The organism is Fervidicoccaceae archaeon (genome assembly GCA_038878695.1).
Lineage (GTDB): Archaea > Thermoproteota > Thermoprotei_A > Sulfolobales > Fervidicoccaceae > JAVZVD01.
The window spans coordinates 550,483-577,187 of sequence record JAVZVD010000001.1 but is presented as its reverse complement, the minus strand read 5'-3'; the positions used below and the strand labels follow the sequence as shown (position 1 = coordinate 577,187).

The window sequence follows — 26,705 nt, the reverse complement described above, 5'->3', positions numbered from 1 at the left end:
AGGGGATGTCGTGAGCTATGCTAGAAGCGTTAAGGGGTGGCGCGGCGTCGTTAAACCGGTTTAGAGTCAGCCACAGCGCCTACCCACCCTACGCCTTCCTCCTGCACACCTCGTCCGGCTCGGTTCTCTACACGGGTGGCTTCAGGCTCGACACACCGCTCAAAGCTCTAGGCATAGAGCACAGCTTAGACACCTCCGCAAACCTAGGCGGGCTCGTTGAGGAGGTCGGCGGCGTCGATCTAGCCATCGTCGAGGGCACGAACCTAGGCGGCGTGAGAGACTACGTAGACGTAGAAACAGCGTCGCTAGTCTTCAGCAAGCTCTTGGAGAGCTACAGCAGGAAGGTGCTCTTCCTCACCTACCACCCACTAGACGTCGAGACCCTCGCGTTCGTAGCCGACCTACTGTCCAAGCGCGGGTGGTCCATCGCGGTAGTCCACGAGAGGTACGCAGACATCGCCGATGCGTCGCTAACCAGCATAGGCTTAGACCAAGAGCAGTACTTCTACTACGACATCCACGGAGAGGCTAGAAGGCACGGGTACACTCTCTTCGACTACGTCGGTAGCGTGAGGAGCTGTAGGCTGGTCGAGTCCATCCCCAGCGACAAGATAGCTGTGTTCCTCTCGTACAGAGCCGTGGACGAGTTGAGGATCCTGGCGAACCAGGGGGTAGACCTGCGGGGGGTCGCTACTGATACAGCTGACCAGCGAGCCCAGAGGCGAGGAGTTCAGGATAATGGAGGCGAAGGTCGGTGCATGACTAACGCGGCTCGGAGTACACAGCTATAGGGTGCGCATATCCGGTCACTACTACCCACACCAGCTCGACAGAATTCTGGAGATCATCAAGCCCAAGAAGATCGTGTCGATACGCACATCCCATCCGGAGATGCTGATCAAGGTGTGAGCATCGAAGGTGAGTATTCTGTGATCATGGTGAGCAGTAGCTTCAGCCTCCCATCGTCCAGCCTGGACTTCCCGTTCAGGAGCCTCCGCATAGTGATCCTACTTACCCCAAGGACCTCCTGCACCCTCTCCCTACCGTGCTTAGCTCATCCACTATGAAGTATCTTAACCCTGTCTGCATCACTCAACCCTCCGAGGTTCAGTCCATCGTACCAAGGCTTCACAGCCACACTCATAACAACATTATCTCTTAATACTATCAATAGCAACATTATTAAATCGTTTCACGGTGTATGTGTGGGGTCTGAAACAATGACTTATAAACCATCACCACGCATGGGAGTGGCGCCGGGGGCGGGATTTGAACCCGCGCGGGGTTGTCCCCCACCGGCTTAGCAGGCCGGCGCCCTACCAGGCTGGGCGACCCCGGCGCACGGCATCCGAGCTCTGGGGAGGAGCCGCGCTTAATATTCGATGCGCCGAGGGCTCTACCTGCTCCTCCTAACGGCCAACAGGCTCTCGATGAGGGCATCTATGATGTCTCGATTGCTGACCATGCCTATGGGTTTGCCCTTCTCGTCGACCACCGGCAGGTGTCTCACGTTGTTCTCGCACATCTTGGCGAGAGCGTCGAGTAGATTCTCGCGGGGGCCTAGAGTGACGGGGTCAGAGCTCATCACTCTGGCGATAGGGTAGTCGCGGCTCAGGTCGGCGCCGCTGAACGCGACGAGCCTCACGATGTCTCTCTCGGTCACGATCCCGACGAGCCTCCCCTCGTCGTCGACGACCATGACGCTGCCCACTCTGTTCACCGCCATGAGCCTCGCGGCCTCTTGGACGCTGGCGCTGGCCCCGATCACAATGGGGGGTCTGCTCATTATGGTCTCGACGGTCTCGCCAAGCCTTAGCTTGGCCCGCAAAGCGGGGTCTCCTCGTGTCCTGATCTGTTGTTTCCCCTTCTTTTAGCTCTCTCGGGCCTCGGCAGAGCCCTTGGAGAGGAGGTGTAGGTAGTAGTCCAGGCCCTCGACTAGAGCCCTCACGCTGGCCTCGACTATGTTCGTCGAGGCGCAGCCCGAGGTCCAGGCCCGCTCGCCGTCCGTGAGGACCATGGCCACTTTGACGACGGACGAGGTGCTCTTGGGGGCCCCCAGGAGGGAGACTCTGTAGTCCACCAGCTTGACGCGAGCCACCTCGGGGGCCACCTCCTCGAGGGCCCTCCTCACGGCCAGGTCCACGGCGTGCACCGGGCCCACCCCGTCGCTCTCGGCCTCCACCACTCTCGACCCGGCTCTCACGCGGGCTCTGGCCCTGGCTCGGCCCGGCCCCGTCTCGACGCTCCACTCGATCAGCTCGAACCTGGGCGAGTAAGCTCCGTACTCCTTGAGGAGAGTCAGGGCGACCGAGGCCTGAGACTCCTCCAGGCCCGCTCCCTCGACCTCAGCCCTCTTGATCTTCTCGAGGGCTCTCGCCAGCCTCGGGTCGCTCTTGCTCACATCGATCCCGAGCTGAGAGGCCAGAGCGAGCAGAGCGGCTCTGCCGCTGAGCTGAGAGACGACGAGCCTCCGCTTATTGCCTACGCGCTCGGGGTCGATGTGCTCGTAAGTCCTCGGGCACTTGAGCACGGCGTCCACGTGCACTCCGGCCTTGTGCGCGAAAGCGTTCTCGCCGACGTAGGGTTGAAAGGGGTTCCTCGAGAGGCCGGCGAGCTCGTAGAAGAGGAGAGAGAGCTGAGTGAGCTTGGTCAGCCCCTCGGGCCTCCTCAGAGCTCTGACTCCCATTTTGAGCTCGAGGTTGGCGACGACGGCAGCTAGGTCGGCGTTGCCACACCTCTCTCCCACCCCGTTCACCGTGACCTGCGCGTGCTCGGCCCCCGCCATCACGGCCATCAGCGTGTTGGCCACGGCACAGCCGCTGTCGTTGTGAGCGTGCACGCCCACGCGAGCTCCGAGAGGCCTGAGCTCCTCGACGGTCTCACGCGTGACGAAGTAGACCTCGTGGGGCAGGCTCCCTCCGTTCGTGTCGGCGAGGACCACGGTCTCGGCCCCGGCCTCGGCCGCCGCTCGAACCACGGCCAGCGCGTAGTCGCGGTTCTCCTTGTAGCCGTCGAAGAAGTGCTCGGCGTCGAATACGACCGCGAGGCCTTGCCGTCTGAAGAACTCGACCGTGTCCCTAACGATCTCTAGATTCTCCTCGAGCGTGGCGCCGAGGACTACTCGCACGTGTAGGTCCCAAGTCTTCCCGAAGACCACGACGACGTCGGGCTCCACGTCGAGGACGGCCGCCAGTATGGGGTCGGAGTCTGCCGAGAGCTCCCTCCTCCTAGTCGACGTGAAGGCCGCTATCTTGGCCCCGAGACCCATCTGTTTGGCGCGCCTCAGGAAGGTCCTGTCCGCCTCGGCCGCGCCGGGCCACCCCCCTTCGATGAAGTGAACCCCCACCTCGTCTAGCAGGAGAGCGAGCTTGATCCTGTCCTCGACGGAGAGCGAGACGCCGACCGCTTGGAGGCCTTCGCGCAACGTTGAGTCCAGAATCTCGATGCTACTCGGGGGCTCACGCAAGGATTTCTAAACCACCGACCAAGCCCCCCGCACCTCGGAGGCGTGCTTCCTCGAGCATTATTAAGCGTTCCGCTCGCGCTATCTTCTCGGCTCGCTTAGAAAAATTATTACGCTCGTGCCCCTCCTCAACTCGGCGGGGGGCGGTCGCCGGAAGCCGGGTCGTCTAGCGGCCAAGGATGCGGGGCTCTGGACCGCTGCCGCTCCGCCCCCCAAAGGGAAACGTTTTTCCCGAGCAGTGACGAATACTCGGCGCGCGGCGCGCGGGAAGGGCCGGGGGCTCGCCCTCCCCATTACCCCGAAGTGGGCGCAACGCGGGGGCCAGTAACCTCCGGCGCGACCCCCGCCTCCGGCGCGCACGCCGGAGGGTCGATGAGCTCCGCCCCGCGGGGTCGGCGGAGGCGGTCTCCCCGCCGGAGGGCGGGCGGGAACCGCCCTGACCGGGGGAACCCGGCCAGGCCCGGAAGGGAGCAACCTGTCCCCGGACGTCGACGTTCGCGGGTCACCGGGGGGAGGCAGCCCTCCGGCCTCTGCGCGTCGATAGGTGGCTCGCGCCGGGGGAGCCGCGCGCCGCGCCTCTTTTAATCCCCGGCGAGCTCAGCGACGATGAAGAGGGCCCCCTCTTGACGTCTCCCCTAATCGTCCTAGGCTACGCCGCCCCCCTCGTCCCGCTCATCGCCATCGTCGTCGCGATCGCGAGCTCCCCCTGGTTCAGCCTGTGGCACAACGCTTTGAGCGACCTGGGCCACGCGACGATGAGCGGCGCCGCCCCGGTGTTCAACGGAGGGCTCGTTATCGGCGGAGCGCTCATCTGCTCGGTGGCCGCTTCGCTGAGGAGAGGAGTGGGGCTGGCTCTCGCCTCGTCTCTGTGGCTCGTAGGAGCCGCCATGAGCTTGGTCGGGGCCTTCGACGAAGTATACGGGGAGCTGCACTTCCTGGTCTCGGTCGCGTTCTTCTCGTCGCTAGCTCTCCTACTCTCGCTCTACGCTGCGCTCTACCGAGCTCTGGGCCCGTTGGCCTCTCTGGCGGCGGGGGCGCTGGTCTGGATCGCGCACGGCCTAGCCGAGACGCCGCCGGGAGTGGCTCTGCCCGAGCTCGTCAGCGTGGGGGCTGCTCTCCCCTGGTACTACGCTCTCCTGAGGCGAGGTCTCCGAGTTCTAGAGCTATGAGCGGAGAGCCCAGTAGCGCGATAAGACCCTCTTGACCTCGTCGAGACATCTCTCGGCCTCCTCGCGGGCTCTCCCCCAAGTGTGAGTGGGTCTCGAGTAGATCTCGTCTAATCCTAGGAGGCCGGCCGCGAACGCGGGCAACCCCAGCTCGAGTCCGATGGAGTAGCCCCCCTCGAGCACCGCGACCACGGCTCTCCACCGACCTCTCGCCGCGAGCTCGCCGAGGGCTCGGAACGTCGATGAGGTTGCTCGGAGCGAGGCCAAGCCGTCGCCGAGGTGAGCATCGAAGCCCGCGGAAAATACGAGAGAGGCCGGCTCGAACTGCTCAATGACCGGCTTCACGATCTCCTCGATGGCTCTCTCGTAGACGTCGTCGCCCGAGTCCGGGGGCAGAGGCACGTTGACCTTTGTGCCTCTAGCTTCTCCCTCGCCTACCTCGTGAGGGTACCCGGTGCCCGGGTACAGCGTGTCGGGGTGCTGGTGTAGGTCCACGTGGAGCACGCGCGGGTCTCGGTGGAAGATCTCCTGCGTCCCGTTCCCGTGGTGAGCGTCGAAGTCTATCACGGCTACGTCTCCGTGCTCCAGCAGCCTCGCGCACGCCGCCGCTGCGTTGTTAAACACGCAGAAGCCCTGCGAGGGAGCCCCCATTGCTCTGCCCCTCCTGCCCGCGTGGTGACCTGGGGGCCTGACGAGAGCGATTACGGGCTCTCCCCGCTTGAGAGAGAGCTCGGCCGCTAGCGCGCTCGACCCGAAGGCCGCGGCCGCTACGAAGTAGGTGTCGCTCGAGACGTACGTGTCCTCGTCTATGTGAGAGGGGGCCGCGTTAGAGAGGAGTCTAACGAGCTCGACGTAATCTCTGTCGTGAATCTCGAGCAGGTCCTCCTCGTCCGCGACGAGAGGCTCGACGACCTCGCCGACGAGCCCCCTCCTCCTCAAAGCCTCGAGGGCCACCTCGGCGCGCTTGGGGTTCTCGGGGTGGTCGCTCCTAGGCGCGTGGCCTAGGAAGGCTCTGCCCCAGATCACCGTGAGGCCCGGCATATCGGCTTCGCCCAGGCGGCTCTATCCCCTCTAAGCTGGCCACTCACCGCGCGCTCCCCAGCTCGAGTAGCACTCGCTCAGGCAGCTCTCGTCGCACTCTCGCTCGGAGCAGCACATCCTCTTGCATCTGTCCGCTCCCCTGCGCGACAACAGAGTCCTCGTCGACAAAGGCCCTCTACCAATTCGAGCTGCGCGACCCCCTTTAATAACTGAGAGAAGATCCCGGGGGCTCAGAGCGGCTCGAGGGGGACCCAAACCACGAGGAGCGTGTATCTGGGATTGAGCTCGACCGCCGCATCTATCGCGGCCACGTCGGCGCAGACGTCGAGAGAGGCGACCGCCGCGGCCGCGCTTACGGAGCCGGCCTCGCGGGTCGGCACGAGCTCCTCAATGAGCTCTATCGCCTGTCCCTCCTCGAGGCCGGCTCCGCTGGTTTGCATCATCGATATTGGAATCCCCCCTCGAGGAGTGAAGGGTCCTAACAAAATAATAGTCGGGAAGGCGCCAATAAAGAGAGCGGCTAGAGGTCGTGGGGAGATCCCCCAAAGAGACGGAGAGAGGGGAGGGTCCGAGGAGCGCGTCTCATTCTTCCCCCGTCATTCCGCTTTTAGCGCGATCGAGCCTAACTCGTTTCGTGGGGTGAATTCGCGGAGAGCGAGGTGACGCCGCAGACATGGCGAGCGGTCAGGTCGAGATCAGAGTGAAGAATGTGATAAAGCGCGACGGGCGCGTCGAGGCCTTCGACGCCAACAGGATTAGGAACGCGATAAAGAAGGCCATGCTCAGCGTCGGCAAATACGACCCGGCTCTGCTCGAGAAGATAGTAGAGTACGTGCTCAAGACCCTCGACGAGAAGTTCGGCGACAAGGCTCCGCCGCACGTCGAGGAGATCCAGGACATAGTCGAGCTGGCTCTCGTCAAGTTCGACCAGTACGAGGTGGCGAAGGCCTACATCTTGTATAGGAAGGAGAGGGAGAAGATACGCGAGGAGAAGAAGAAGCTCCTGGAGAAGGACTACGTCGATGAGGTCGACAAGAGCCTGAGCCTCAACGCCGTGAGGCTCCTCGCCTCTCGCTACCTGCTGAGAGACGAGAGGGGCAAGCTCGTCGAGGACCCGAAGCGGATGTTCATCAGAGTGGCGGCGCTCGTCGTGATCCCGGACATATTGTACGATCCCCGAATATTCGACGTGACCGGCTCTCAGCCGAGGCACCCGCGAGAGGAGTTCGACGCCGCGGCGTGGGAGGGCAAAGTGGGCCTCAAGGGCGGAAGCGGCGGAGTAGCCTTCGCGTGGAATAGATACCACCTCGAGAGAATGAAGGCTCTTTACGACAGGCTCAACTCCGAAGGCAAGATGAGAGTTTCATGGAGCGAGTTCTGGTCTATGCTATTGAGCGGAGCATTCGACAGGTACTACGAGAACTTCAAGGCGTACTACGACCTGATGGCGCAAAAGAAGTTCCTCCCAAACTCGCCCACGCTCTTCAACGCGGGCGCTAGGCTCGGTCAGCTCTCGGCCTGCTTCGTCCTGGGCATAGAGGATAATATAGAATCGATAATGGAGGCCGCCATGGAGGCCGCTATCATATTCAAGAGCGGCGGGGGAGTTGGCATAAACTACTCGAAGCTCAGGCCCGAGGGCGACATAGTGACATCGACGGCCGGAGTCGCCTCGGGGCCCGTCTCCTTCATGAGGATAATAGACACGGTGACAGATGTCATAAAGCAGGGGGGCAAGAGAAGAGGCGCGAACATGGGCATATTGGAGATCTGGCACCCCGACGTGGAGAAGTTCATTACGTGCAAGGCCTCGGGCGAGCACTTCCAGAACTTCAATATCTCCGTGATGATAACCGAGGACTTCTGGAGGTACTACGAGAGGGGGGAGCCCTATCCGCTCGTCAACCCGAGAGACGGGAGGGTCTGGAAGACGATAGACCCGAGGAGCCTCCTGCACATGATAGCCGAGAACGCGTGGAGGACCGGAGACCCGGGGGTTCTCTTCTTGGACAACATAAATAGGAGGAACGTGCTGTTGAAGGTCAAGGGCCCAATAAGAGCGACGAACCCCTGCGGCGAGCAGCCTCTCTACCCGTACGGCTCCTGCAATCTCGGGAGCATCAACGTCCACGCCTTCGTGAGGAGGGAGGAGAGCGGCTCGGCTCGATTCGATTGGGACGCGTTCAGGGAGACGGTGAGGCTAACCACGAGGTTCCTCGATAACGTGATCGACGTGAACTTGTTCCCGCTGCCTCAGGTCGAGGCCGAGACTCTCTCGACAAGGAAGATAGGGCTCGGTATCATGGGGCTCGCCGACGCCCTCTACGCTCTGGGCATCCCCTACAACAGCGAGGCCGGCTTCGAGTTCATGCGGGTGCTCGCCGAGAACCTATCGTATTACTCGATGCTGGAGTCGGTGAAGCTAGCCGAGGAGAGAGGAGCTTTCCCCCTATTCGCGAAGTCCGCGTACGTCGACGGCGAGATGCCGTTCGAAGGCTACTACAGGAGAGAGCTCTGGACTCTCGATTGGAGCCGCCTCGTCGAAGAGATCAAGAGACGCGGGATTAGAAATGTCGAGACAACAACTATAGCTCCGACGGGCTCCATATCCATGATATTCGACGTATCGTCCGGCATAGAGCCTCAGTTCGCGCTGGTCTACGAGAAGAGAGTGACCCTGGGCACGTTCTACTACGTGGACGTGGAGTTCGAGAGAGCGCTGAAGGAGAGAGGCCTCTACAGCGAGGAGCTCCTCAAGAAGGTCGCGGAGAACGGGGGCTCGGTGCAGGGCCTCGACGGAGTGCCCGAGGACATCAAGAGGGTATTCGTCGTGGCTTACGACATACCTTGGTGGGACCACTTGAGGGCTCAGTACGAGATGCAGTTGTGGATATCGTCGTCCATAAGCAAGACGATCAATATGCCTCACTGGGTCACGGTGGACGACGTGCTGAAGGCGTTTCTCTTCGCTCACAGGCTCGGCCTCAAGGGGGTCACGGTCTTCAGAGAGGGATCGAAGGGGGAGCAGGTGCTGGTCACGCCGTCGCAGAGGAGGGGCTACTATGTAGCGGTGGTCGAGAACTCGACGCTGGACTTGATGAGGAGGCTCGGCATAGAGCCCCCGCTCTACAAGCCCCCCTCCTCCGAGGGAGGCGAGAGAGGCAAGCCTAGGCTCCGCGTGAGCCTTGAGGACGTGAAGAGAGCCAAGCCGGGGCGCGGCGGAGTCGAGGAGTGCCCCGAGTGCGGAGGCAGGAACCTCGTGCACAGCGAGAAGTGCGTCACGTGCGCTGACTGCGGCTGGTCGGGCTGCCCGGTGAGCTGACGCCAAGCGCCAGCCTTAATGATGGGGCGACGACAAGAGGCCTCGAGCCCTGCCCCGAGAGGAACGCGGAGTTGCCCGGCAAGGTCAGAGCTCAGCTCCTCTCGTCGACCTTCTTGGCGAGAGTCGGGGTCCGCTCGCCCAGCGTCCTGGTGGGTCCGGCGCTGGGCGAGGACGCCGCCATCGTATCGATAGGCGGGGGCAGAGTCCTCGTGGTGCACGCCGACCCTATAACCGGAGCTGTCGAGAGGTTAGGTTGGCTGGCGATCCACGTCGCGGCCAACGACGTGGCGGCGACCGGCTGCAAGCCCGAGTGGTTCACTCTGGTGGTTCTCCTCCCGGAGGGGACGAGCGACGAGGTCGTCGACGCAATCTCCAGAGACGCCGAGAGGGCCCTCCTGGAGCTCGAGGCCGCGCTCGTGGGGGGACACACAGAGTACACGTGGGGGATCCCCAGACCCATAGCCTGCGCCACCGCCATGGGCGTGACCGAGGAGAGCTCGATCGTGAAGACGGGCGGGGCAAGGCCGGGCGATGCGTTAATCGCCACGAAGTACGCGGCCCTCGAAGCGGCCTCGATCCTCGCGTCTGACTACGACGGCCTATTGAGGAGGCTGGGCTTCTCGGACGAGGACCTGGAAGCGGCGAGGGCCCTGATCGATAGAGTGAGCGTGGTCAGAGAGGCTCTAGCTCTGGCTCGAGCGGGCCTGGCCCACTCGATGCATGACCCGACCGAGGGGGGAGTGATCGCCGGCGCCCTCGAGATGGCTCTCGCGTCGGGGCTCAGAGCAAGACTCAGAGCCGAGGACGTCCCGCTGCACCCCGTAGCCGCGGAGATTCTCAGGGCCGCGGGAGTCGACCCTCTCACCTCCCTCTCGAGCGGCTGTCTCCTGGTCGCGGTCGATCGAGAGCGAGTCGAGGAGGCTCTGAGTCTCCTCAGCTCCGTGGGAGTGGGGGCGACGGTGATCGGCGAGTTCGTCGAGGGGGAGCCGGCCGTCGAGCTCATCAGAGGGGGGAGGACCGAGGTGTGGACCGAGGCGCCGGTCGACGGGCTCATATCGAGCGAGGAGAGGCTGAGGAAATTGAGCGAGGAGCTGGGGGGAGGAGCGAGTTGAGCCCCGAGGAGCTAGCGTCGAGGCTTCTGACGGCTGTCGAGAGCCCGGCGGGTCTCGCGGTCTTCTCGCTCGACGTGGTCTCGGAGGAGGAGCTCGCGGACCTCCTCGCGAAATGGGGTCTCTCGGAAGCTCTCAGGCTGAGGAGGCTCTCGTCGTCCTCGACTCGCTCCGCTCTCTTGGTCGTTTACGTCAACGAGGAGGCTTGCGAGAAGAGGTGCGTGGGGAGGTGCGCTCACAGAGAGACCCGGTGCTTCGGCGAGTGCCTCTACGATTGCGTCACAGAGCTCCGGAGATCCGTCGCCGAGGCGCTGAGGAGGGCGGTTAATAGATGAGCGCCGGAGAGGATGCCCTCATCGGCCTGCTTCAGGCAATCCTGATCCTCTTCATAATATTGGACCCCATAGGGAATGCCCCTCTCTTCTACGCCTACACGATCAGCCTCGACAAAGCGAAGAGGAGAGAGATCATCGTGAAGAGCGTTGGAATAGCCGCAGGGCTCCTCACGTTCTTCGCGTTCCTTGGGGAGCCGTTCCTCAAGTTCTTCGGGATAACGCTGAGCGACTTCAGAGTAGCCGGCGGCTCAATCCTGTTGATCTACGGAGTCCTCGGAATCCTAGGGAAAACCGAGGTGGAGATCACGAGCGGGAGGCCGGAGGATCTGGCGGTGGTGCCATTCGCTACCCCGCTCCTGGCGGGCCCCGGAGCCATAGCGACCGTAATCTACGTGAAGTACAGTTGGGGCCTTCGCGTGGCTCTCTCCTGCGTAGCTGTTAACGCTTTCCTGGCCCTCTTTCTCCTATTGGCCGGCGAGAGGCTCTTCAGAGCGCTCGGGAGGAACTTCTCGCTCCTCTTGAGCAGGCTCATGGCTATGCTATTGGCCGCGATAGCCATCGCCATGATAAGGCAGGGAATAGAGGAGATACTAGGCTAGCTCGCCGGTACTCGGCGAACACCCCGCGAGCTGGGTGGCTAGGATCCTCGGTCTACCGTGGTCCCCAAGATCTTGGCGTCCATGAGCGAGGCCACGTCTCTTATCATCGACGTTATCTCCTCCTCGAGGTCTCTGAGTCTCTCGGCGCTCGGACTCTCGATGTAGTACCTCAGCTTCCTCTCGGTGCCGCTGGGCCTCACGAGGAACCAGCTGTCGTCTTCGAGGTCTATCCTGAGGCCATCTATCTCCAGCGTTCGGCCTCTGCTCTCGTACTTCGCCAGCAGCTCGTTGGCCACAGCCTCGAATACGACTTCCTTCTCGCTATGATTGGCGAACTCGATGCTCCCTCTGGCCCAATTAAAGGAGGGCACGCCATCGAGCAGTCTATCGAGGTCTCCTCCCTCGGCGATCAGCTCGCCGAGGAGCGCGGCTTGATATATCGCGTCCGGCCAGGGACCCCACGACGGGTCGATGAGCTTCCACGGCTCGGCCGCCAACAGCGCGTTGGGATGTTCGAGCAGCTTCTCGTGAGTCTTGCCGAGTCTCGCGAAGACGAGGCGCCCTCCCCTCTCCTCTACGACTCTCTTGACGCTGTTGCCCACGTCGACCGACACTATGACCTCCCCCCTCTTCTCCTCGAGCTTGCGCGCTGCGATAAGAGCGATGATATAGTCCTGCTTCACGAAGCCTCGCCTAGGGGTGAGCACGGACAGCCTATCGGCGTCGCCGTCGTGAGCGAAGAGAGCTACCGCTCCGAAGTGCTTCAGGAGAGGCACGTAGGCTTCGAGCACGTCCTTCCTCGGCTCCGGGTACCTCCCGGCGAAGAGGGGATCCACATTGCAGTTCGTCGTCATGACGGTGAACCCCGCGCGCTCCAAGAGCGTCGGCGTGTAGAGGCTCGAGAGGCCGTTAGCGCAATCGACTATGACCTTCGCCCCCCCGATGGGGCGCTCCATCAGTCTGCGAGAGAGCTCCTCGAGGTATAGCCAGGCCGCCCCGCTCGCGTCCTCGCAGGAGCCGACCTCTCTCCACTCGACCAGCTCCTCTCTTTCCACGAGCTTCTCGAGCTCGGCTTCTCCCTCGCTGCGCAGCTCCATTCCGGTCGACTCGAAGATCTTCAAGCCGTTGTCGCCGGGGGGGTTGTGGCTAGCGGTGACCATTACGCCGCCGCTCGAGCCAAGGCTCCTGACGCTGTAGGCCAGGACCGGGGTTGGCGCCTGACCGACGAATCTGACCGTGCTGCCCCCGGCCATCGCCCCAGCCGCCGCGGCGTAGGCGAGGGCCGGGCTAGTCTTGCGCGAGTCCATGCCGATGTTTATGGGGCCTCGCATCATCCTGGCCAGCGCGAGACCCACCTTGTAGGCGAGCGCAGGGTTGACCGCCTCGGGATAAGGGCCTCTTATGCCCGAGGTCCCGAAGAGGCGGGGGCCTCGCCTCATCGCGCAGCCGACCTCTTCACGGAGCTGAATATTTGATCGGGCCTGGCCACCGTGACAGCGGCCAGATTCGTCGACTTGTACATGCGCACGGTCTTCACATAGACAAGCCAATCGGGGCTGCTCAAATTGACTGGCCTATCTATGTAAGACGCCACAGCTCTCACGGCCTCGGGGGTGCTGAGCCTCACGATGACCCCGCCCTCGCCCCGCTCGTAGAGCCTTCCGTCTACTCTCACGGCGAAGGTCTCCCGCTCGTCTCGGCTCTTCTCGTAGAGCTTGTCCCTAGCCGCCGGCCCCACTCTATCGACGTAGACGTCGACCACCGCGTCCACAGGCACGACCCTCAGCACTGGGGTGGCGACCGGCAGGTCTTTCTTGATTTTCTCTACCGCCTCGTAGGGGTCATCGACTAAGAGGAGCATGATGCTGTAGCTCGTGTCGTCTACCACCATCGCTCTGCCCAACACGTCGAACAGCTGGTGGCGAGCCGCCACGTAGTTATCGTAGCCAGGGTAGTGCGTCACTATCAGATTAAAGGGGGCTCTCTTCACCTCTCTCTCCTACGACTTCAACGAGCGGCTGGCATATTAAGACGCGGGGCGCGGAAATCATTAATAACATTTGTAGCGATAGAGGACGGAATGGGGGCCTCCTTGGATGATGGGTCTGCCGTCGCGCTGAGCGGGGCTCGCCCTCTCAGGCCTCTCATCAGAGTGGGGGGCCCGAGGCCCAGAGTCGAGCCGGAGGAGAGGCTCGAGAGGCTCACGGCCAGCCTCTGTCCCGAGTGTCTCAGGATAATCCCGGCCGCCCTCGTGGAGCGAGGCGGTAAGATCCTCGTGCGCAAGACCTGCCCAGACCACGGAGAGTTCGAGGACGTGTACTACGGTGATTCCCAGCTCTACAGGAGGTTCCTGCGCTTCGAAGAGGAGGGGAGAGGGACAGTCAAATACGTTGACTCGACGGCTCCCTGCCCATTCAGTTGCGGTCTCTGTGACATGCACCGGAACCACACCGCCCTCCTCAACATCGTGGTGACCAATAGGTGCCCTCTCTCTTGTTGGTACTGTTTCTTCTACGCCGAGCAGGCCGGCTTCGTGTACGAGCCGTCGATAGAGCAGATACGGGGCTTCGCTAGGAGCGCTCTCAGGCAGGGCAGAGCCCTAGCGGTTCAGCTCACGGGCGGGGAGCCCCTCTTGAGAGACGACCTCGCCGAGATCGTGAGGGCTCTCAAGGAGGAGGGGGTCAGGCACGTCCAGCTCAACATAGCCGGAGTCAGCGTGGCTGAGCTCTATCTGAGGAGCCCCGAGCTGGCTGTGGAGTGGGTCCGAGAGTTGAGAGAGGCCGGCGTCAATACCGTTTACTTGAGCTTCGATGGAACGACCCCGAAGACCAATCCGAAGAACCACTGGGAGGTCCCGTTCATCTTTGAGACGTTTAGGAGAGCCGGCATGACCAGCGTAGTGCTCGTGCCCACGGTCATTCGAGGATTCAACGATCACGCTCTCGGGGACATACTGAAGTTCGCGGCTCGCAACATGGATTTGGTCCGCGGAGTGAACTTTCAGCCCATCAGCTTCACGGGGAGGATGAGGAGGCAGGAGCTGGAGGCCTCTAGGGTGACTGTGGCCGACGTCATAAGGCTCGTCGAGGAGCAGACCGACGGGCAGATCGGGAGGGAGTCCTGGTACCCCTGCCCGGCCGCCGCCAAGATAGCCAAATTCGTTGAGGCTCTCACGGGCAGAGAGCAGTTCCTCATGGCCAATCACGTGGCGTGCGGAGCAGCGACCTACGTCTTCGTCGAGAGGAGCAGCGGCAGCGTGGTCTTTCGACCGCTCACGGAGTACTTCGATGTAGATGGATTCCTGGCTCACCTCGACGAAGCTCGAGAGAAGCTCGAGGGCTCGGGCAGGATCGCCAAGGCCCTGAGGGCTCTATCCACCGTGGCGTCGCTCCGGAGATTCGTGAAGCGGGACGCGCTGCCCAACGGGGAGAGCCTCACGAGGCTCCTCATCGACATATTCACCAAGAGGAGCTACGACGCTCTGGGGAGGCTGCACTACTCTGCTCTGTTCCTAGGGATAATGCACTTCATGGACCTGTACAACTACGACGTGCAGAGGGTGATGAGATGCAACATACACTACGCGAGCCCCGACGGGAGGATCATACCGTTTTGCACGTACAACGTGCTCAACGAGATATACAGAGATAGCGTGTTCAAGGAGTTCGGCGCGCCGATGAGCTCTTGGAGAGGAAGGCCCCATCGCTATGGAGTGAGCGAGAAGTACTCGAGGGACTTGAGGGCCCTGACGAGCCACCCGCTCTATCGCGTGACCTACGAGGGCTTCATCTAAGGAGGGGCTCCGAGCCTCGACCCCAGGAGCCTCTTAGCCAGGAGACCGTGGCTCGGAGGGAGCAGACTCAGCAGCCCCGTACTCAACACTCTCGAGGCGCTCGGGCGCTCCGCGCTCAGCCTCTCGAGGTAGCTCGCGAGGAAGGAGTCGAGGCGCTCCTCGTAGTCCTCGAGAGAGGCCGTCGGTTTAGTGTAGTAGAGGAGGACGCTGGATAGCGCCAGATCCCACGCTCTGTAGCCGGGGTTGTCGCATTCGCGGAGACACTGCTCGCAGTCCACGACGTATATCGTCTGCCCGGAGGCGATGAAGTTGTTGAGCTTCGTGTCCCCCATGCAGCGCCCGCCCGAGTGCACTAGCGCGAGGACCGCGCCGAGGTCCCGCGAGCGGCCGCGGGGGTCGGTCGAGAGTGGCTCCCCCTCCACGTATTCTCTCTCGACGATATTCCTCTCGCGATCCACGAGCAAGATCCTCGGCACCCCGACGCCGCTGGGCGGGTCCTCGAAGAAGCTCAGCTCTCTCTCCATTCTGACAGACGGATCGAACTCAAAGGGGTAGCTCCGCGCCGCCGGGGGCAGAAGCGCTATCAGCCACTTCAGCGAGGCGGGCCTGTTGTAGTCTTTGACTACGATCTTCTTGCCTTCTCTCTCGACCACGACGCTCTGCGAGCTCAGAGAGCTCAGCGCAAGTCTGAGCTTCGTCGACACGGGCCACAGCGGCAATGCCGTGCACCGGTTCCCTCGAGCCCCTCACATGTGAGTCGGAGGAGGCCTTCTCTCCTCCGCCTCTTCGGCCGCCTCCTCTCTCGAGACCCTGGTGATGCGCTTCTCGATCTCCTCCGCCGCTCTGATGAGGTCGCTCACCTCTATCTCGATGTCGAGGAGCCTGGCCACGAGCTCCACGACGCTGGCCGCCGCTCTATGGTCTATCAGGCCGCTCGTCACGTAGAGCTCCTCGGCCTCACCCAACAACGCAGCGCCTTCCATGCCGTAGACGGGGGCCAAAGCCGGCACTAAGCCGTTGAGCCCGGATATGCCACCGCTCATCGGGATGGCCCCGGTCTTCACCAGCTTCTCTAGGATCCTCCTATTGGAGGCCGCCGCGAAGACTCTCCTCTGCTGAGGAGGCTCGTGGCTCACGTAGGCCGCAGCCGAGATGATCAGCTTAGCTCCGCGAGAGCTCAGGTAGGATAACACCTCGTGGGCGAGCGCGTTCTGGCTCTCGTCGCTCGGAGGCTGATAGGAGGAAGTCACCACGGCTATGGGTGATCCGTCGCCGGCGTAGACCGTTATCTCGGCGGCTTTGAGTATGCCCTCCTCCACGGGGACCGCGCCGGGCGAGCGCGTGCTGTATAGCGAGGCCACCTTCGTGAGGCCGAGCCTATTGATGAGGACCTCGGCCGCCATTTTGCCCACGAGAGCCATGCCCGGGAATCCCACCACCACTACCTTGCCCGAGAGGTCGACCTCGCCGTACTCGACGACCACGTATCCGCGCCCCTCGACTCTGCGCGGGAACGTCGCCTCGCTCACCTCGCCTTCCCTCGAGGAGAAGGAGAGGCTGCCGAGCTTTTTAAGCAAGCCTCTCACCAACCCGCGCGGTGACCGCGCTTGATTGAGGAGAGCGAGGCCCTCAGAGAGGGGATCCTAGCCGCGGCCAGGCTCATGGTTGTCAGCGCTATCACGGCCCCGAAAGCTCGAGGGGTCGACAACGTGCGCGCGAGGATCCTCGAGAGGCCGGAGGAGATCGAGATGCTCGCGAAAGCGATGGAGGAGATGGCTGCCGAGCTCGGCGAATTCTACGCGAGAGACGCGATCTCCGTAAGGAGGTCGGCGGCCGTCGTGATAGTGGGCTGTAAGATCGTGGACTTCGGCCTGAAATCGATGGAAGGCCTCCGAGTAGGCCTCAACGAGGCTCTGAGCCTGGTGAACCTCGGCATAGCGCTCGGCTCCGCGGTGAGGGCCGCGGCAGAACTCGGAGTCGACAACAGGATCATGCTCACGGCGGGTAACGCCGCGCTGAGACTCGGCCTGATCGACGCGGACTTCGCGCTGGGGGTGCCTCTCAGCGCGACCAGCAAGAGCGTCTTCTTCGATAGGAGATGGCCTCCTCGATAGCGTGGATGAGCTCGATGGTGCGGGGGGTGGGATTCGAACCCACGCAGGCCTTCGCCACGGGAGCCTAAGTCCCGCCCCTTTGTCCTGGCTCGGGCACCCCCGCCCGAGGGAGGAAGAGCTCCGAGAGCGAGAATTAACGTTTGCCCGAGGAGAGCTTGAACCCAAAGAGCCGCTCTCTCTCGCTCAGCGCCTCGAGCAATCCTAGCAGATCGCTCGGCGACCTCGGATCCTCGGACTTCGAGAGAGCGGAGGCGGCCTCTTCCGAGACCTCCAGCGCTCTAGCTCTAAGCCTCTCCCCGAGGAGACCCCTCGATGCCGCCTCCTCGAGCTTCTCCCTATCTATGACGTCGGGAGCTTCTCCGGGGCGCTTCACGACGTCGATTTGCAGATCGAGATACGCTATGGAGTCCTCGAGAGGCTCGGCCGGCGTGTTGACGTTGAGGTACAACCCCTTGAGCTTCTCGTCGGCTCCGAAATACGCGTGTAGCGAGAACCACGCGCCCAGGGGGCAGGCCGTGAGCATAAGGTCCCCCGGCTCTCTCCGAGCTCCGATTCCATCGTAGGTCCCCGCGGATCTCGCTCTCCTCTCGAGCAGCAGAACCGGGCCCTTCTTCGTCCTCGCGAGCCGAGAAGGTCGCGCCGGGCCTATCCGGATCACCTCGCCCTCAGGCGTGTAGTGCCTGAGCTCGATCGATTGGCGCTCGAGGAGCTTCTCGAGCGAGAGCTCCAGGGCGGCCAGCCCCACGAGCTCTCCGTCCAGCCCCCTCTCGACGAGCTCGTCGGCGAGATCGGCCATGGCTCCTCCCGCGAGCCCCTGCATCTTCAGCGTGTGGTGAAAAGAGGCGGTCGGAATCGCGGAGCTCCTCAACTCGTCGAGGGATTTCCTGTCGACGCTCGAAAGCGTGAGGAGAGCTATCTTCTCGCCCGGGCTGAGCACCGCGCCGCGCTCGGGGAGCGCTGGGGAGAGGCGCTTCGCCTCCTCGAGCGCTTCGCTCAGCTCGGACTTCACGACCTCTATGGGGGCTACGCCGGCGCTGCTGCGCCACCTGACTCCGAGCCCGGCTCGTAGAACCTCGGCCGAGAGCTGAGTCAGCTCGTCTCTCCTGGACCTGCTCTTGATGTGCTCGCTGAAGCTGAGCTCGCGCCAGCTCGTGAGAACGAGAGTCCTCTTCAGAACGCTGAAGCCCTCCCTCGCTACGGCCTGATCGCTCGGGAAGATCGGGGCCTTGATTATCGAGGCTTTGACGAGTTTTCCCGGCACGCAGCTCCCAGTATCGAGGAGGAGGCGGGCGCCGCCGCTCGCGGCCACACACGAACCTCTCTCTCCGCCGATTACCTCGACCGCCACGGTGGAGTACCTCTGGAGCTCGCTCACTCGGACGAAAGAGCCCTCTAAGAGCTCGAGTAGAGCTCGGAGGACGTCGTCGAAGGCTCGAGGATGTCCGAGCACGAGAAGCCTGCTCTTATCGTCGTCGAGCTCCTTGATCGTGACGTCGGCCAGCTCGTGGTCTGCTCTCTCGAGCTTCAATCTCTCGACGATCTTGGGGCTAGGCTGCGCTATTCGGAAACCTCTATCGAGTAGAAACTTGCTGATCGCAGTTGAGTATATGCCCCTGACCCTGACGGCCGCTGCCCCGGGAGGCTTCTCCTCCGAGCTCAAGCGTCAGCGGCCACCTCTGAGGGAAGGCCTCAATCTCTGACCGTCTCGAGGAGCGTCACCACGTTCCAAATCGCTATCCTCGTGTGGACAGGCATGTTGGGATCCTGGCTTATCTCCTCGAGCACGTGCACAGCGTTCGCCGCTCTGACCCCCGGGCTCAGGTTAGGGGCCCTCAGCTGATTTATCGCCTCGGTGGCGACTCTCCTTATGTTCCTGGGGACGCTCGTGTCGCCGACTATCTTCGTCAACATATTTATGGCCGCTTTTATCTTGTCCTCGCTCCCGTGCGCCGCCCCCGAGCTCAAAGGACTCATCGCCTCCCCGCTCGCTCAGCATCTCTCGAGGCTATCTCGGGGAAAAATTTTTCTCCCTCTCGTTGGATTCGATGATCCTCGCCGCCCAGAGGCCGCTAGTTATCCACGGAACCGCCAGGGCTCCAGCGACGGCGTTGCTGAGCGAGGCCGCAAGCCAGAGGCCGAGAGGGCCCATGGATTCGAGGAGCGCGAGCCCCAAGCCTATCCTCACGGCCCACAGCCTGACCACGACCGTGAGCATGTAGTACACGGTGCGCCCGGAGCCGCGCGCCACGGCCTCCATGACCAGGTGGAGGCCGAGGAGGGGGAGCGTGAGAGCCACGAGAGAGAGCAGACGAGCTCCTTCCGCGAGGCTCTCCCCGCTGCTGAGGAAGAAAGATGTCAGTTCTCGCGAGGAAGCGAGAAGGATGGCGGACCACGCGGCCATGTAGGTCGCCATGACTCGCGAAGAGATCGCGGCGAGCCTCCTGGCTCCGGTCCCATCGCCCGCCCCGATTCGCTGCCCTATCATGGCCGCGGAGGCTCTCTGAAGCCCGGTCGAGCCTATCATGACGAGCTGCATTATCCTGTCTGTCGAGCCATACGCCGCCACCGCGGCCGGGCCGGCCCTGGCCACGAGGGAGACGAAGACGAATCCCGCCAGTGCGTTGAGCACTCTAGTGGCGGCGAGAGGGAGGCCCACCCTCGCGAGGAGAATAAGTGATCTCGAGTCGGGGGCCAGGTCTCTCGGCGAGATCCTGAGCCCTCTGACCCCGCTTGCGAAGAGGACGCGGAGCCCCAGCGAGAGGGCCAGGCCTCTGGCCGCGACGGTGGCGATCGCCGCCCCCGCGACCCCCATGGCTGGAGCTCCTAGGAGGCCGAAGATCAATAGGGGGTCGAGCGCTAGGTTGAAGATCGTGGAGGCCAGCTCGATGAGCAGAGGGGTCCTCGTGTCCCCAAGCGCGTTGGAGATTATCGCGTAGGCCTGAGTCCCGAGGCCCAGTGGGATCCCGAGAAGGGTAAGGCCGAAGTATACCTCGACCTCCTCTCGCATCTCGACCGGTACCCCCATCGCCTCGACCAGTAGGCCTCTCGCCGCGAGCGGGACCAGCGTGAGGGGGATCGAGGCGAGGAGAGAGGCGAGGAGGACCGCGCCCGCGCTTCTACGCGTTCTCGCCGCGTCGCCGAACCCGAAGCTCTGGCTCACGAGCGCCGTGCCGCCGAGCAGGAGGCCTACTCCCCCTAGATAGAAGACGTATATGATCGGCCAGCTGAGCACGGGAGCCGAGAAGGCCTCCTCGCCTAGCCTACTGAGGAAGAGGGAGTCGATGAACCAGTACGAGATGTTCACCGCCTCCTGAAGCGCCGCCGGGAGAGCGAGGCCTAGCAGCTCTCTCAGAGCTCGGCGGTCCTCGCCCGGCAAAGATCGCCCGCCTCCCTCTCCGACCTCCTCGGCCGCGACCCGCAGCTGAGCTCGAAAAATATAAAAATATGTATCTTTGCTACTGTGGCGATCCCCGCGCTTCGGCCACTCGCGAAACCTTTAAAGACTCCGGCGCCTCTAACGGCAGAGGTGCTCGGAGAGAGGGCCGGTAGCTCAGCCCGGAAGAGCGCACGGTTGGCATCCGTGAGGTCCCGGGTTCGAATCCCGGCCGGTCCACCACTCTCTCCTCACTTCCCGAAATGAGGATCGACCGAGCTAGGAGCTCACGGCTTCGTGCCTTCGCGCGAGGAGCAGAAGCTTCCGACGACGTTCGCAGCCTCGAGGCGACAATATTTTTCTCTAAAAAGGAAGAAAGATCTATTCTCACGTGGAGCTGTACGTCGATGGTATCAGTTGGGGGGGCAGATTATCGCCACCGAAGCCGTCGTCTAGGTATATGGATCGCAGAGCGCAGACGTCGAGGTTCGATGGATAGATATCGGTCTTAGTCGCTGAAGCATCATATGTCGGGTGCATTAAGTCGCTCGGATCCTCCGCGTGCCCGAGTCCTAGCGCGTGTCCTATTTCGTGCCTCATGACATTCCTGAAGTCGGCGACGTCGAGCCCCCGCCCGGCCTTGACCGTTATCTTCGCCTTGTCGAAGTACCCGTCTCCGTTCTTATCCTGCAATAGCGTCATTCCCAGCAGTCCAGCCGCCGCTCCCCTCTCCACGCTTATGATTATATCAGCTTCTTTGCTCGAGCTCACGATAACGAAATCGAAGACTCCATCGGGGAGGCTCCCTCCCAACTCGCTGTTATCGACGTTTCTCCCGCTCGCGGCTTCTAGAGCGCTCGACCAATCGTTGAGGGCTATCGAGACTTGGAGGAACAGATCCGAGGGGGCTTTCACGTAGACTTTCAAAGGATCATGGTTCCATTCTTTGCCTACGAGCTCTATCGCGCCTTGAGAAGCTCTCACCGCGGAGATAGCTGATATAGAGAGCAAAAGCAGAGCCGCTATTACTCCGGCTTGGACGGTTTTCTTCGTCTCTCATCACAGGCGTTAAAGCGAGCGCTGAATATAAATGCTTTTTGAGCTAGCTCGAGTCGACGGAGAAGCCCGACGTTCTCGGAATCGAGAGGGCGATCGAGCGCTTAGAGGGGGGCACCCGTCGAGCCCTCGAGCCGCTTAAAGCGGAGGCAGCCGAGATGGCTCTGCCGAGTACTTTAGCGGCGCGAACCGAGTCGAGCGACGCGAAGCGCCCTCTCTGTTGCTTCGAGAGAGGCCGAGGAGCTCCCGAGGATCCTATGAATGGGGGTTCCGTGAGGTCGAGAGGCTCTAGCGCCGCGGTGCGTTCAACTGCCGCGAGGGGGCCTCGCCTAGAGGAGAGCGGGCCGTCTTCGCGATGCCGAAGAGCTTGGAGCGCGAGCGTTCCTCGCGCTCTTCGGGTCGAGAGAGGTAAAGCTCTACATAATCGATGAGTGGATTCGAGAAGAGGGTCGCGAGGCCATTCGGCGACCGCGAGAAAATCGAGGGGAGGCTCGCTGGTGCGGGGGGTGGGATTCGAACCCACGCAGGCCTTCGCCACGGGAGCCTGAGTCCCGCCCCTTTGTCCTGGCTCGGGCACCCCCGCCCGCGTGGAGGAGAGGATTCGCCGCGCAACTAAAAAGCTTGAGTTCCAGAACGTCTCGATATCTTTTTTATTGTGTCGACTATTCTCAAGTTAAGAGGGATGTGAGACGTGAGACGAGGCCGAGAGATCGTGGAGAGGCTCAGGAGAGAGCTCGAGCCCCTCAACGCGGCGATAATAGACCACCCCTACCTCCGCGAGGCCGAGAGCGGGGCTCTACCGCTCGAGAAGGTCAAGCGCTTCGCCGTCAATCAGCTCTACATAATACCACATGACATGAGGAGCATAGCTCATATGCTGCATCGAGCCGAGCACCCCGACGAGCAGAGCCTCTTCAAGGGGGCGCTCGATGGGGACTACGCGGCTCTCGCCGAGCTCAGGAGACTCGCAGCGGAGCTTGGAGTGAGCGAGGCGGAGGAGCCTGACCCGGAGGCGGTCGCGTACACGCACTATTTGGCCTGGCTCTCGCTGTACGCCAACCCGGGCGAGGCCGCCGTGGCGCTCGTGGTCAATCTCCCCGTTTGGGGCCGAGCCGTGAGCAGGCTCGGATCCGCTCTCGAGAGGATCTACGGCATTAAGGAGACGGGGCTCTTCAAGCTCTTCTCGGTCGACTACGCCCCCTTCGAAGAGGCCGCTTATCCTGTGATCGAGAGGTATGAGGCCGTCGGCAGGTACAGCCTGGTGGCCAAGATGATACAGAGATACGAGAAGATGTTCTGGGACGCGATCTACAGGTGAGAGAGCGTGGGCTCGAGCGAGAGCCTCAGCTCCAGGCTCAGGAGAGACGCCGACGCCATTTGGTCTAAGATCTTCGAGCACCCCTTCGTGGTAGAGCTCTACGAGGGCTCGCTCCCCCTCGAGAAGTTCAAGTTCTACGCGGCTCAGGACTACAACTATTTGGTCGGCATGATGAGGGCCTTTTCTCTGCTGGCCTCGAGAGCAGACTACGAGGTGGCGAGGACGGCTCTAGAGATAGCTCACGCCGACGCGACCGTCGAGATGAAGAACTATGAGCTGCTACTGAGGGAGCTGGGGATGAGGCTCGAGGACGTCATCGCGATGGAGCCGGCGCCGACCAACGTGGCCTACATGAGTTATCTCGTGTCGACGTGCGCTCTCGGGGAGCCGCTTGAGTGCCTCGTGGCCACTCTGCCCTGCTTCTGGTCTTACGCCGAGATCGCCGAGCGCCACGCCGATAAACTGGAGAGAAACCCCATCGAGCTGTACGTCAAGTGGGCTAAAGTGTACCTCTCCGCCGATTACAGGTCGCTCGTGGAGAGGCTGCGCTCGCTCGTCGACGCTGCTTGGGAGGGGAGAGGATACGATAGGCTCCTGAGGCACTTCCTGAGAGGCTCGCGCTTCGAGTACATGTTCTGGGACATGGCGTATAGGGGGGAGAGCTGGCCCCTCTAAGTCCGCGCCCTCGCTTTTTATCGGATTTTTTAAAAGTGACATCTTTAACTCTTCCGAGACCCCCGTTCCTGGAGATGGAATACGGTGGAGCTCGGCGCGCTTAAGCTAGCGCTGCTGGAGATGTTGGTGCTCGTAGGGTCGATCGCGAGGGCCTTCTCGGGCATGGGGGCGGCTGCGCTGATCGCCCCTCTCGTGTCCTTCCTGCTGCCGCCCAAGGACGTGATCGCCCTCTCGATACTCGTCAGAGCTTTGATCGACGCGACGTTCCTGCTCAGTGAGAGGCCTCTCTTCGAGTTCGCGGGGGCCTACGCGTCGGGCGCGATAGGCTTCGCCCTCGGCCTCGCGCTATACTCGCTGGCCTCTCAGCGCCTGGTCGGAGCGGTGCTGAGCTTGGGGATTCTGGCCTTAGCCCTCCTCATGTTGGTGGGAGCCAGGTGGAGAGTGAGGAGGGAGAGAGAGCTCATGAGCGTCGCCGGCTTCGCCGGGGGGTTCATGAGCATACTCACGGGGGTGGCTGGCCCCCAAGTGGCTCTCGCTCTGATCAATCAAGGGCGCAACCCGGTCTACGTGAGGAGATACACTATGACCTTCGTCAGCTTCACCGATCTCCTGGCCTTGATCTCTCTCCCAATGATCGGGGGCTTGAGGGTCGAGCACCTCGAGGTCTTCGCGCTCCTGGCCCCGGGCGTGCTAGTGGGATACTGGCTCGGCGCTCAGCTATTGAAGCGCGCTAGCGAGAGGGCCAAGCTGCTGGAGAGGATCGTCTTGGCGCTCATAGCGTCCTCGTCTCTAGCCGCCTCGCTCAGGTTCCTCCTGCCGTGGGGAGCTCCGACGAATAGCTTATAATCGAAAATTTAGATATCTCTAAAGGAGCTAAGTTGAGCTGCCACCTCGGGGGAGTAGAGAGGGCGGCGGAGAAAGCCCAAGTCAGAGTGGCCGTACTCGGCAATCCCAACGTGGGCAAGTCCACTCTATTCACCTCTCTCACCGGCAAGATAACGAGGATAGGCAACTGGCCAGGCGTGACCGTCGAGAGGAGAGAGGGCTTGGTGGCGCGCAGAGGGCGCGAGATCGTGCTCATCGACCTACCCGGCGTCTACGGGCTCACGGCCACGAGCCCAGAGGAAAAGGTGGCTCGCGACTACATAACGAGCGGTGAGCCAGACGTAGTGCTCGTGCTAATCGACGGCACGGCCCCCGAGAGGACTCTCTACTTGGCCGTTCAGGTCCTCGAGCTGACCCCCCGAGTAGTCTTGGCGGTGACAAAGGCCGACGAGATGGAGAAGCTGGGGATACACGTCCACACTCACGCGCTCGAGTCGGCTTTGGGCGTCCCAGTGGTGCTCACCTCGGCTGTGAACAGGAGAGGCCTCGAGGAGCTCCTCGACCGCCTCCTCGAGGTTGCCCAGGACCGAGCGAAGCGCGAGCCGCTCCGCTTGAGCTACGGGCCCCTCGAGCCGTTCATTGACGAGGTCGAGAGGGGGCTCACCGGCGTCGAGATCCCCGAGGTCTACCCGAAGCGCTGGATCGCGCTGAAGCTCCTCGAGGGCGACCCAGAAATCGAGAAGCTTCTGGCATCGAGGGGAGACGCGGCCCTCCTCGAGAGGGCCAGGGAGTTGAGGGACGCGGTGAGGAGGACCGTCGGTAGGGAGCCCCTCGAGCTGGCGATAAGCGCCAGATACGAGTACGTCCGCTCGCTGTCCGGGAGAGCGGTGGTGAGGACCAAGCGAGGGAGAGGGGCGGAGCTCTTGGGGCGGATCATCGAAGCGCGCGTCGTGGGCTTCGCCGTCGGAGCCACCATATACGCTCTAGCTTTCGTTGCGGCTTTCGCCATCAATACAGGTTTCCCGCTGAACTTGATCCTGCAATACGCGGGGCTCGCGGAAGCCGCAAAGGCGCTCGAGGAGCACACTCTGAGCGGTCTTCTCGGCAGAGGCTTCGAGGCCTTAGCCGCCGCGGTCGATGAGAGACTCGGCGGCTGGAACCCTCTCCTAGCCTCGTTGATCTCGAAGGGGGTCTTGGCCAGCCTCGGCGCCGTTCTCTCGTTCGCCCCGCTCGTCTTGACGGTATTCGTGATATTATCGGCGCTGGAGGACAGCGGCCTTCTCGTAAGGCTGGCGCTCGGCGTTGACAGCCTAATGAACAAGTTCGGCTTGACCGGGGTCGCGATTTATCCGGCCACGGTGAGTCTGGGCTGCAACGTCCCGGGCATCATGGCCGCTAGAACTCTCGCAGACGAGACGGAGAGGAGGCAGGTTCAGTTGGCAGCTCCTCTGATACCTTGTCAGGCCAGACTCGTCGTGGCTCTCGCCGTTCTCTCGGCCTACTTCGCCTCGCCGCTCAAACAAGCGGCGGGCCTTTTCTCAGTTTACGCGATCGGCTTCGCCGCCTTCCTGGCCACGAGTCTCGCCTACAGGAGGATCGTGTCAAAGGCCGCGGAGCCGCCGATCCTCCTCCTCGAGGCTCCGCCTATCCACGCCCCCAACCTCAGAGTAGTCCTCTGGCTCTCGTGGGATTACCTGGCCGGCTTCCTTAAGAGGGCGGGCACCGTGCTCTTCGGCGCCGGCGTCGTGCTATGGGCTCTCATGAGCTTCGGGGCCTCGGGCCTCGCGGCGAGGCCCGAGGACAGCTTCGCCTACGCCGTGGGGGGAGTTCTCTCGCCGCTCCTGAGCCCTCTGGGCCTCGGCGACGAGGCCGCCCGCAAGGTGGCTGTCGGGCTCGTCGGCGGGTTCTTCGCCAAGGAGATCTTCCTCGAGACGATCGCGCTTATGCAGGGGAGCGCCGACGCGCGAGAGGCTCTTCTGGGACTAGGGCTGAGCCAAGCTCAAGCCTTTTCGATTCTAGTTTTCGTTATGTTATATGTACCCTGCGTAGCTACAATAACGACATTATACGTTGAGACCAGGAGTTTGAGAGCCGTGCTGGCTCAAGCGGTTTACACCGTGGGTCTTGCCTACGTCCTCTCGCTCGCGCTCTACGCAACCCTAGAGCTCTTAGCGTGAGGTCGAGCAGCTTGAGCGAGCGAGGCGATATTCTTCGCTCGATCCTCCGATTTCTCGCGTGCGGCGAGTGCAAAACTCTGCGAGATCTGCTCAGAGCGGTGAATGTCGATGAGCGAGACCTCAAGCTACTACTCGGAGCAGCGGTCGCTGAGGGGCTCGTCGTCGAGGAGGAGCTCGTCAAGCCTTGCGAAGCTTGCCCCTTGAGGCCCTCCTGTTCCGTCGTGAGCTCGTCGGGTCGCTCGAGCGCCCTCAGAGTCTACAGGCTCACCGAACGGGGGGCACGGCTCTTAAACGTTAATCATTAATAATTACTAATAGGCTAGACGGCATATTTCTGGT

The 26,705-nt window shown here is 62.4% G+C and carries 26 protein-coding genes, 4 tRNA genes and 1 other RNA gene; 15 read left to right on the top strand and 16 right to left on the bottom strand.

The window, feature by feature from the left end; translation table 11 throughout:
- Nucleotides 1–17 precede the first annotated feature (17 nt).
- Nucleotides 18–791 carry a hypothetical protein gene (locus tag QXU97_03305; GenBank protein MEM4035622.1) on the top strand — a complete coding sequence of 258 codons (774 nt, stop codon included), beginning with the start codon at nt 18–20 and terminating at the stop codon, nt 789–791.
- A 107-nt stretch (nt 792–898) separates the two neighbouring features.
- Here QXU97_03305 and QXU97_03300 read toward each other — a convergent pair whose 3' ends face one another.
- The 4 genes from QXU97_03300 to cimA all read right to left on the bottom strand — a co-directional run bounded on the left by QXU97_03300 (nt 899) and on the right by cimA (nt 3,466).
- On the bottom strand, nt 899–1,033 hold the full coding sequence (locus QXU97_03300; GenBank protein MEM4035621.1) for a hypothetical protein: 135 nt from the start codon (nt 1,031–1,033) through the stop codon (nt 899–901).
- Nucleotides 1,034–1,251: 218 nt separating this feature from the next.
- A tRNA-Ser gene (locus tag QXU97_03295) sits at nt 1,252–1,339 on the bottom strand.
- Nucleotides 1,340–1,396: 57 nt separating this feature from the next.
- The gene (locus tag QXU97_03290) at nt 1,397–1,828 is read right to left on the bottom strand and encodes a CBS domain-containing protein (GenBank protein MEM4035620.1); all 432 of its coding nucleotides are present in this window, start codon (nt 1,826–1,828) and stop codon (nt 1,397–1,399) included.
- Between the two features lie 42 nt (nt 1,829–1,870).
- Nucleotides 1,871–3,466 carry a citramalate synthase gene (gene cimA, locus QXU97_03285; protein ID MEM4035619.1) on the bottom strand — a complete coding sequence of 532 codons (1,596 nt, stop codon included), beginning with the start codon at nt 3,464–3,466 and terminating at the stop codon, nt 1,871–1,873.
- A gap of 257 nt (nt 3,467–3,723) precedes the next feature.
- Here cimA and ffs point away from each other — a divergent pair.
- Nucleotides 3,724–4,033, top strand: an RNA gene (ffs, locus tag QXU97_03280) — signal recognition particle sRNA.
- 53 nt (nt 4,034–4,086) lie between these two features.
- Nucleotides 4,087–4,632, top strand: coding sequence for a DUF998 domain-containing protein (locus QXU97_03275; protein MEM4035618.1), 546 nt, complete (start codon nt 4,087–4,089; stop codon nt 4,630–4,632).
- On the opposite strand, the gene QXU97_03270 is transcribed toward QXU97_03275, so the two are convergent.
- Together QXU97_03270 and QXU97_03265 are read right to left on the bottom strand one after the other, a co-directional pair.
- Entirely contained in the window at nt 4,627–5,670 is a 1,044-nt protein-coding gene (locus QXU97_03270; protein MEM4035617.1) for a histone deacetylase family protein, read from the bottom strand. The genes QXU97_03275 and QXU97_03270 overlap by 6 nt on opposite strands.
- Before the next feature lie 230 nt (nt 5,671–5,900).
- Nucleotides 5,901–6,113: a hypothetical protein gene (locus tag QXU97_03265; protein ID MEM4035616.1), complete on the bottom strand. Its 213-nt coding sequence runs from the start codon at nt 6,111–6,113 to the stop codon at nt 5,901–5,903.
- A 230-nt stretch (nt 6,114–6,343) separates the two neighbouring features.
- Between QXU97_03265 and QXU97_03260 the strand changes: the two genes are divergently transcribed.
- The 4 genes from QXU97_03260 to QXU97_03245 all read left to right on the top strand — a co-directional run bounded on the left by QXU97_03260 (nt 6,344) and on the right by QXU97_03245 (nt 11,035).
- The gene (locus QXU97_03260) at nt 6,344–8,992 is read left to right on the top strand and encodes an adenosylcobalamin-dependent ribonucleoside-diphosphate reductase (GenBank protein MEM4035615.1); all 2,649 of its coding nucleotides are present in this window, start codon (nt 6,344–6,346) and stop codon (nt 8,990–8,992) included.
- A 71-nt stretch (nt 8,993–9,063) separates the two neighbouring features.
- Nucleotides 9,064–10,104 (top strand): AIR synthase family protein, encoded by a 1,041-nt coding sequence (locus tag QXU97_03255; GenBank protein ID MEM4035614.1) that lies wholly within the window; start codon nt 9,064–9,066, stop codon nt 10,102–10,104.
- A complete protein-coding gene (locus QXU97_03250; protein MEM4035613.1) occupies nt 10,101–10,436 on the top strand; it encodes a hypothetical protein in 336 nt (111 codons plus the stop codon). The genes QXU97_03255 and QXU97_03250 overlap by 4 nt, the downstream gene beginning before the upstream one ends.
- Nucleotides 10,433–11,035, top strand: a complete 603-nt coding sequence (locus QXU97_03245; GenBank protein ID MEM4035612.1) for a MarC family protein — start codon at nt 10,433–10,435, stop codon at nt 11,033–11,035. The genes QXU97_03250 and QXU97_03245 overlap by 4 nt, the downstream gene beginning before the upstream one ends.
- 38 nt (nt 11,036–11,073) lie before the next feature.
- On the opposite strand, the gene QXU97_03240 is transcribed toward QXU97_03245, so the two are convergent.
- Nucleotides 11,074–12,474, bottom strand: coding sequence for a hypothetical protein (locus tag QXU97_03240; GenBank protein ID MEM4035611.1), 1,401 nt, complete (start codon nt 12,472–12,474; stop codon nt 11,074–11,076).
- Nucleotides 12,471–13,025 (bottom strand): THUMP domain-containing protein, encoded by a 555-nt coding sequence (locus QXU97_03235; protein MEM4035610.1) that lies wholly within the window; start codon nt 13,023–13,025, stop codon nt 12,471–12,473. Before QXU97_03235 ends, QXU97_03240 begins: the two co-directional genes overlap by 4 nt.
- A 90-nt stretch (nt 13,026–13,115) precedes the next feature.
- Here QXU97_03235 and QXU97_03230 point away from each other — a divergent pair, with 90 nt between their 5' ends.
- The gene (locus QXU97_03230; GenBank protein MEM4035609.1) at nt 13,116–14,828 is read left to right on the top strand and encodes a radical SAM protein; all 1,713 of its coding nucleotides are present in this window, start codon (nt 13,116–13,118) and stop codon (nt 14,826–14,828) included.
- On the opposite strand, the gene QXU97_03225 is transcribed toward QXU97_03230, so the two are convergent.
- Nucleotides 14,825–15,547: a hypothetical protein gene (locus tag QXU97_03225; GenBank protein ID MEM4035608.1), complete on the bottom strand. Its 723-nt coding sequence runs from the start codon at nt 15,545–15,547 to the stop codon at nt 14,825–14,827. The two genes, QXU97_03230 and QXU97_03225, sit on opposite strands and share 4 nt — an antisense overlap.
- Nucleotides 15,548–15,574: 27 nt before the next feature.
- The gene (locus tag QXU97_03220) at nt 15,575–16,405 is read right to left on the bottom strand and encodes a PAC2 family protein (protein ID MEM4035607.1); all 831 of its coding nucleotides are present in this window, start codon (nt 16,403–16,405) and stop codon (nt 15,575–15,577) included.
- A 30-nt stretch (nt 16,406–16,435) separates the two neighbouring features.
- Between QXU97_03220 and QXU97_03215 the strand changes: the two genes are divergently transcribed.
- A complete protein-coding gene (locus QXU97_03215; GenBank protein MEM4035606.1) occupies nt 16,436–16,942 on the top strand; it encodes a DUF2148 domain-containing protein in 507 nt (168 codons plus the stop codon).
- Nucleotides 16,943–16,957: 15 nt separating this feature from the next.
- Here the strand turns inward: QXU97_03215 and QXU97_03210 are convergent.
- The 4 genes from QXU97_03210 to QXU97_03195 all read right to left on the bottom strand — a co-directional run bounded on the left by QXU97_03210 (nt 16,958) and on the right by QXU97_03195 (nt 20,318).
- A tRNA-Leu gene (locus QXU97_03210) sits at nt 16,958–17,045 on the bottom strand.
- A 30-nt stretch (nt 17,046–17,075) separates the two neighbouring features.
- Nucleotides 17,076–18,602, bottom strand: coding sequence for a DUF402 domain-containing protein (locus QXU97_03205; protein ID MEM4035605.1), 1,527 nt, complete (start codon nt 18,600–18,602; stop codon nt 17,076–17,078).
- 29 nt (nt 18,603–18,631) lie between these two features.
- A complete protein-coding gene (locus QXU97_03200) occupies nt 18,632–18,916 on the bottom strand; it encodes a UPF0147 family protein (GenBank protein ID MEM4035604.1) in 285 nt (94 codons plus the stop codon).
- 31 nt (nt 18,917–18,947) lie between these two features.
- Nucleotides 18,948–20,318: an MATE family efflux transporter gene (locus tag QXU97_03195; GenBank protein MEM4035603.1), complete on the bottom strand. Its 1,371-nt coding sequence runs from the start codon at nt 20,316–20,318 to the stop codon at nt 18,948–18,950.
- Between the two features lie 163 nt (nt 20,319–20,481).
- On the opposite strand from QXU97_03195, the gene QXU97_03190 reads away from it, so the two are divergent.
- A tRNA-Ala gene (locus QXU97_03190) sits at nt 20,482–20,558 on the top strand.
- A 144-nt stretch (nt 20,559–20,702) separates the two neighbouring features.
- Here QXU97_03190 and QXU97_03185 read toward each other — a convergent pair.
- Both QXU97_03185 and QXU97_03180 read right to left on the bottom strand, forming a co-directional pair.
- Nucleotides 20,703–21,326: a matrixin family metalloprotease gene (locus tag QXU97_03185; GenBank protein ID MEM4035602.1), complete on the bottom strand. Its 624-nt coding sequence runs from the start codon at nt 21,324–21,326 to the stop codon at nt 20,703–20,705.
- Nucleotides 21,327–21,866: 540 nt separating this feature from the next.
- A tRNA-Leu gene (locus QXU97_03180) sits at nt 21,867–21,954 on the bottom strand.
- 108 nt (nt 21,955–22,062) lie between these two features.
- Here QXU97_03180 and QXU97_03175 point away from each other — a divergent pair.
- The 5 genes from QXU97_03175 (at nt 22,063) to QXU97_03155 (ending at nt 26,671) form a co-directional block, all read left to right on the top strand.
- On the top strand, nt 22,063–22,689 hold the full coding sequence (locus QXU97_03175; protein MEM4035601.1) for a hypothetical protein: 627 nt from the start codon (nt 22,063–22,065) through the stop codon (nt 22,687–22,689).
- Nucleotides 22,690–22,695: 6 nt separating this feature from the next.
- Nucleotides 22,696–23,364, top strand: coding sequence for a TenA family protein (locus tag QXU97_03170; protein MEM4035600.1), 669 nt, complete (start codon nt 22,696–22,698; stop codon nt 23,362–23,364).
- Between the two features lie 84 nt (nt 23,365–23,448).
- On the top strand, nt 23,449–24,210 hold the full coding sequence (locus QXU97_03165; GenBank protein MEM4035599.1) for a sulfite exporter TauE/SafE family protein: 762 nt from the start codon (nt 23,449–23,451) through the stop codon (nt 24,208–24,210).
- Nucleotides 24,211–24,242: 32 nt separating this feature from the next.
- Nucleotides 24,243–26,366 (top strand): ferrous iron transport protein B, encoded by a 2,124-nt coding sequence (gene feoB / locus QXU97_03160; protein MEM4035598.1) that lies wholly within the window; start codon nt 24,243–24,245, stop codon nt 26,364–26,366.
- 11 nt (nt 26,367–26,377) lie between these two features.
- Nucleotides 26,378–26,671 carry a hypothetical protein gene (locus QXU97_03155; protein ID MEM4035597.1) on the top strand — a complete coding sequence of 98 codons (294 nt, stop codon included), beginning with the start codon at nt 26,378–26,380 and terminating at the stop codon, nt 26,669–26,671.
- The last annotated feature ends 34 nt before the right edge of the window (nt 26,672–26,705 follow it).

Bases quoted from the DNA above. Each gene is read 5' to 3' on its own strand.
- QXU97_03305 (MEM4035622.1), top strand. From the start codon at position 18: ATGCTAGAAGCGTTAAGGGGTGGCGCGGCGTCGTTAAACCGGTTTAGA.
- QXU97_03270 (MEM4035617.1), bottom strand. From the start codon at position 5,670: ATGCCGGGCCTCACGGTGATCTGGGGCAGAGCCTTCCTAGGCCACGCG.
- QXU97_03265 (MEM4035616.1), bottom strand. From the start codon at position 6,113: ATGATGCAAACCAGCGGAGCCGGCCTCGAGGAGGGACAGGCGATAGAG.
- QXU97_03260 (MEM4035615.1), top strand. From the start codon at position 6,344: ATGGCGAGCGGTCAGGTCGAGATCAGAGTGAAGAATGTGATAAAGCGC.
- QXU97_03245 (MEM4035612.1), top strand. From the start codon at position 10,433: ATGAGCGCCGGAGAGGATGCCCTCATCGGCCTGCTTCAGGCAATCCTG.
- QXU97_03240 (MEM4035611.1), bottom strand. From the start codon at position 12,474: ATGAGGCGAGGCCCCCGCCTCTTCGGGACCTCGGGCATAAGAGGCCCT.
- QXU97_03230 (MEM4035609.1), top strand. From the start codon at position 13,116: ATGGGGGCCTCCTTGGATGATGGGTCTGCCGTCGCGCTGAGCGGGGCT.
- QXU97_03200 (MEM4035604.1), bottom strand. From the start codon at position 18,916: ATGAGTCCTTTGAGCTCGGGGGCGGCGCACGGGAGCGAGGACAAGATA.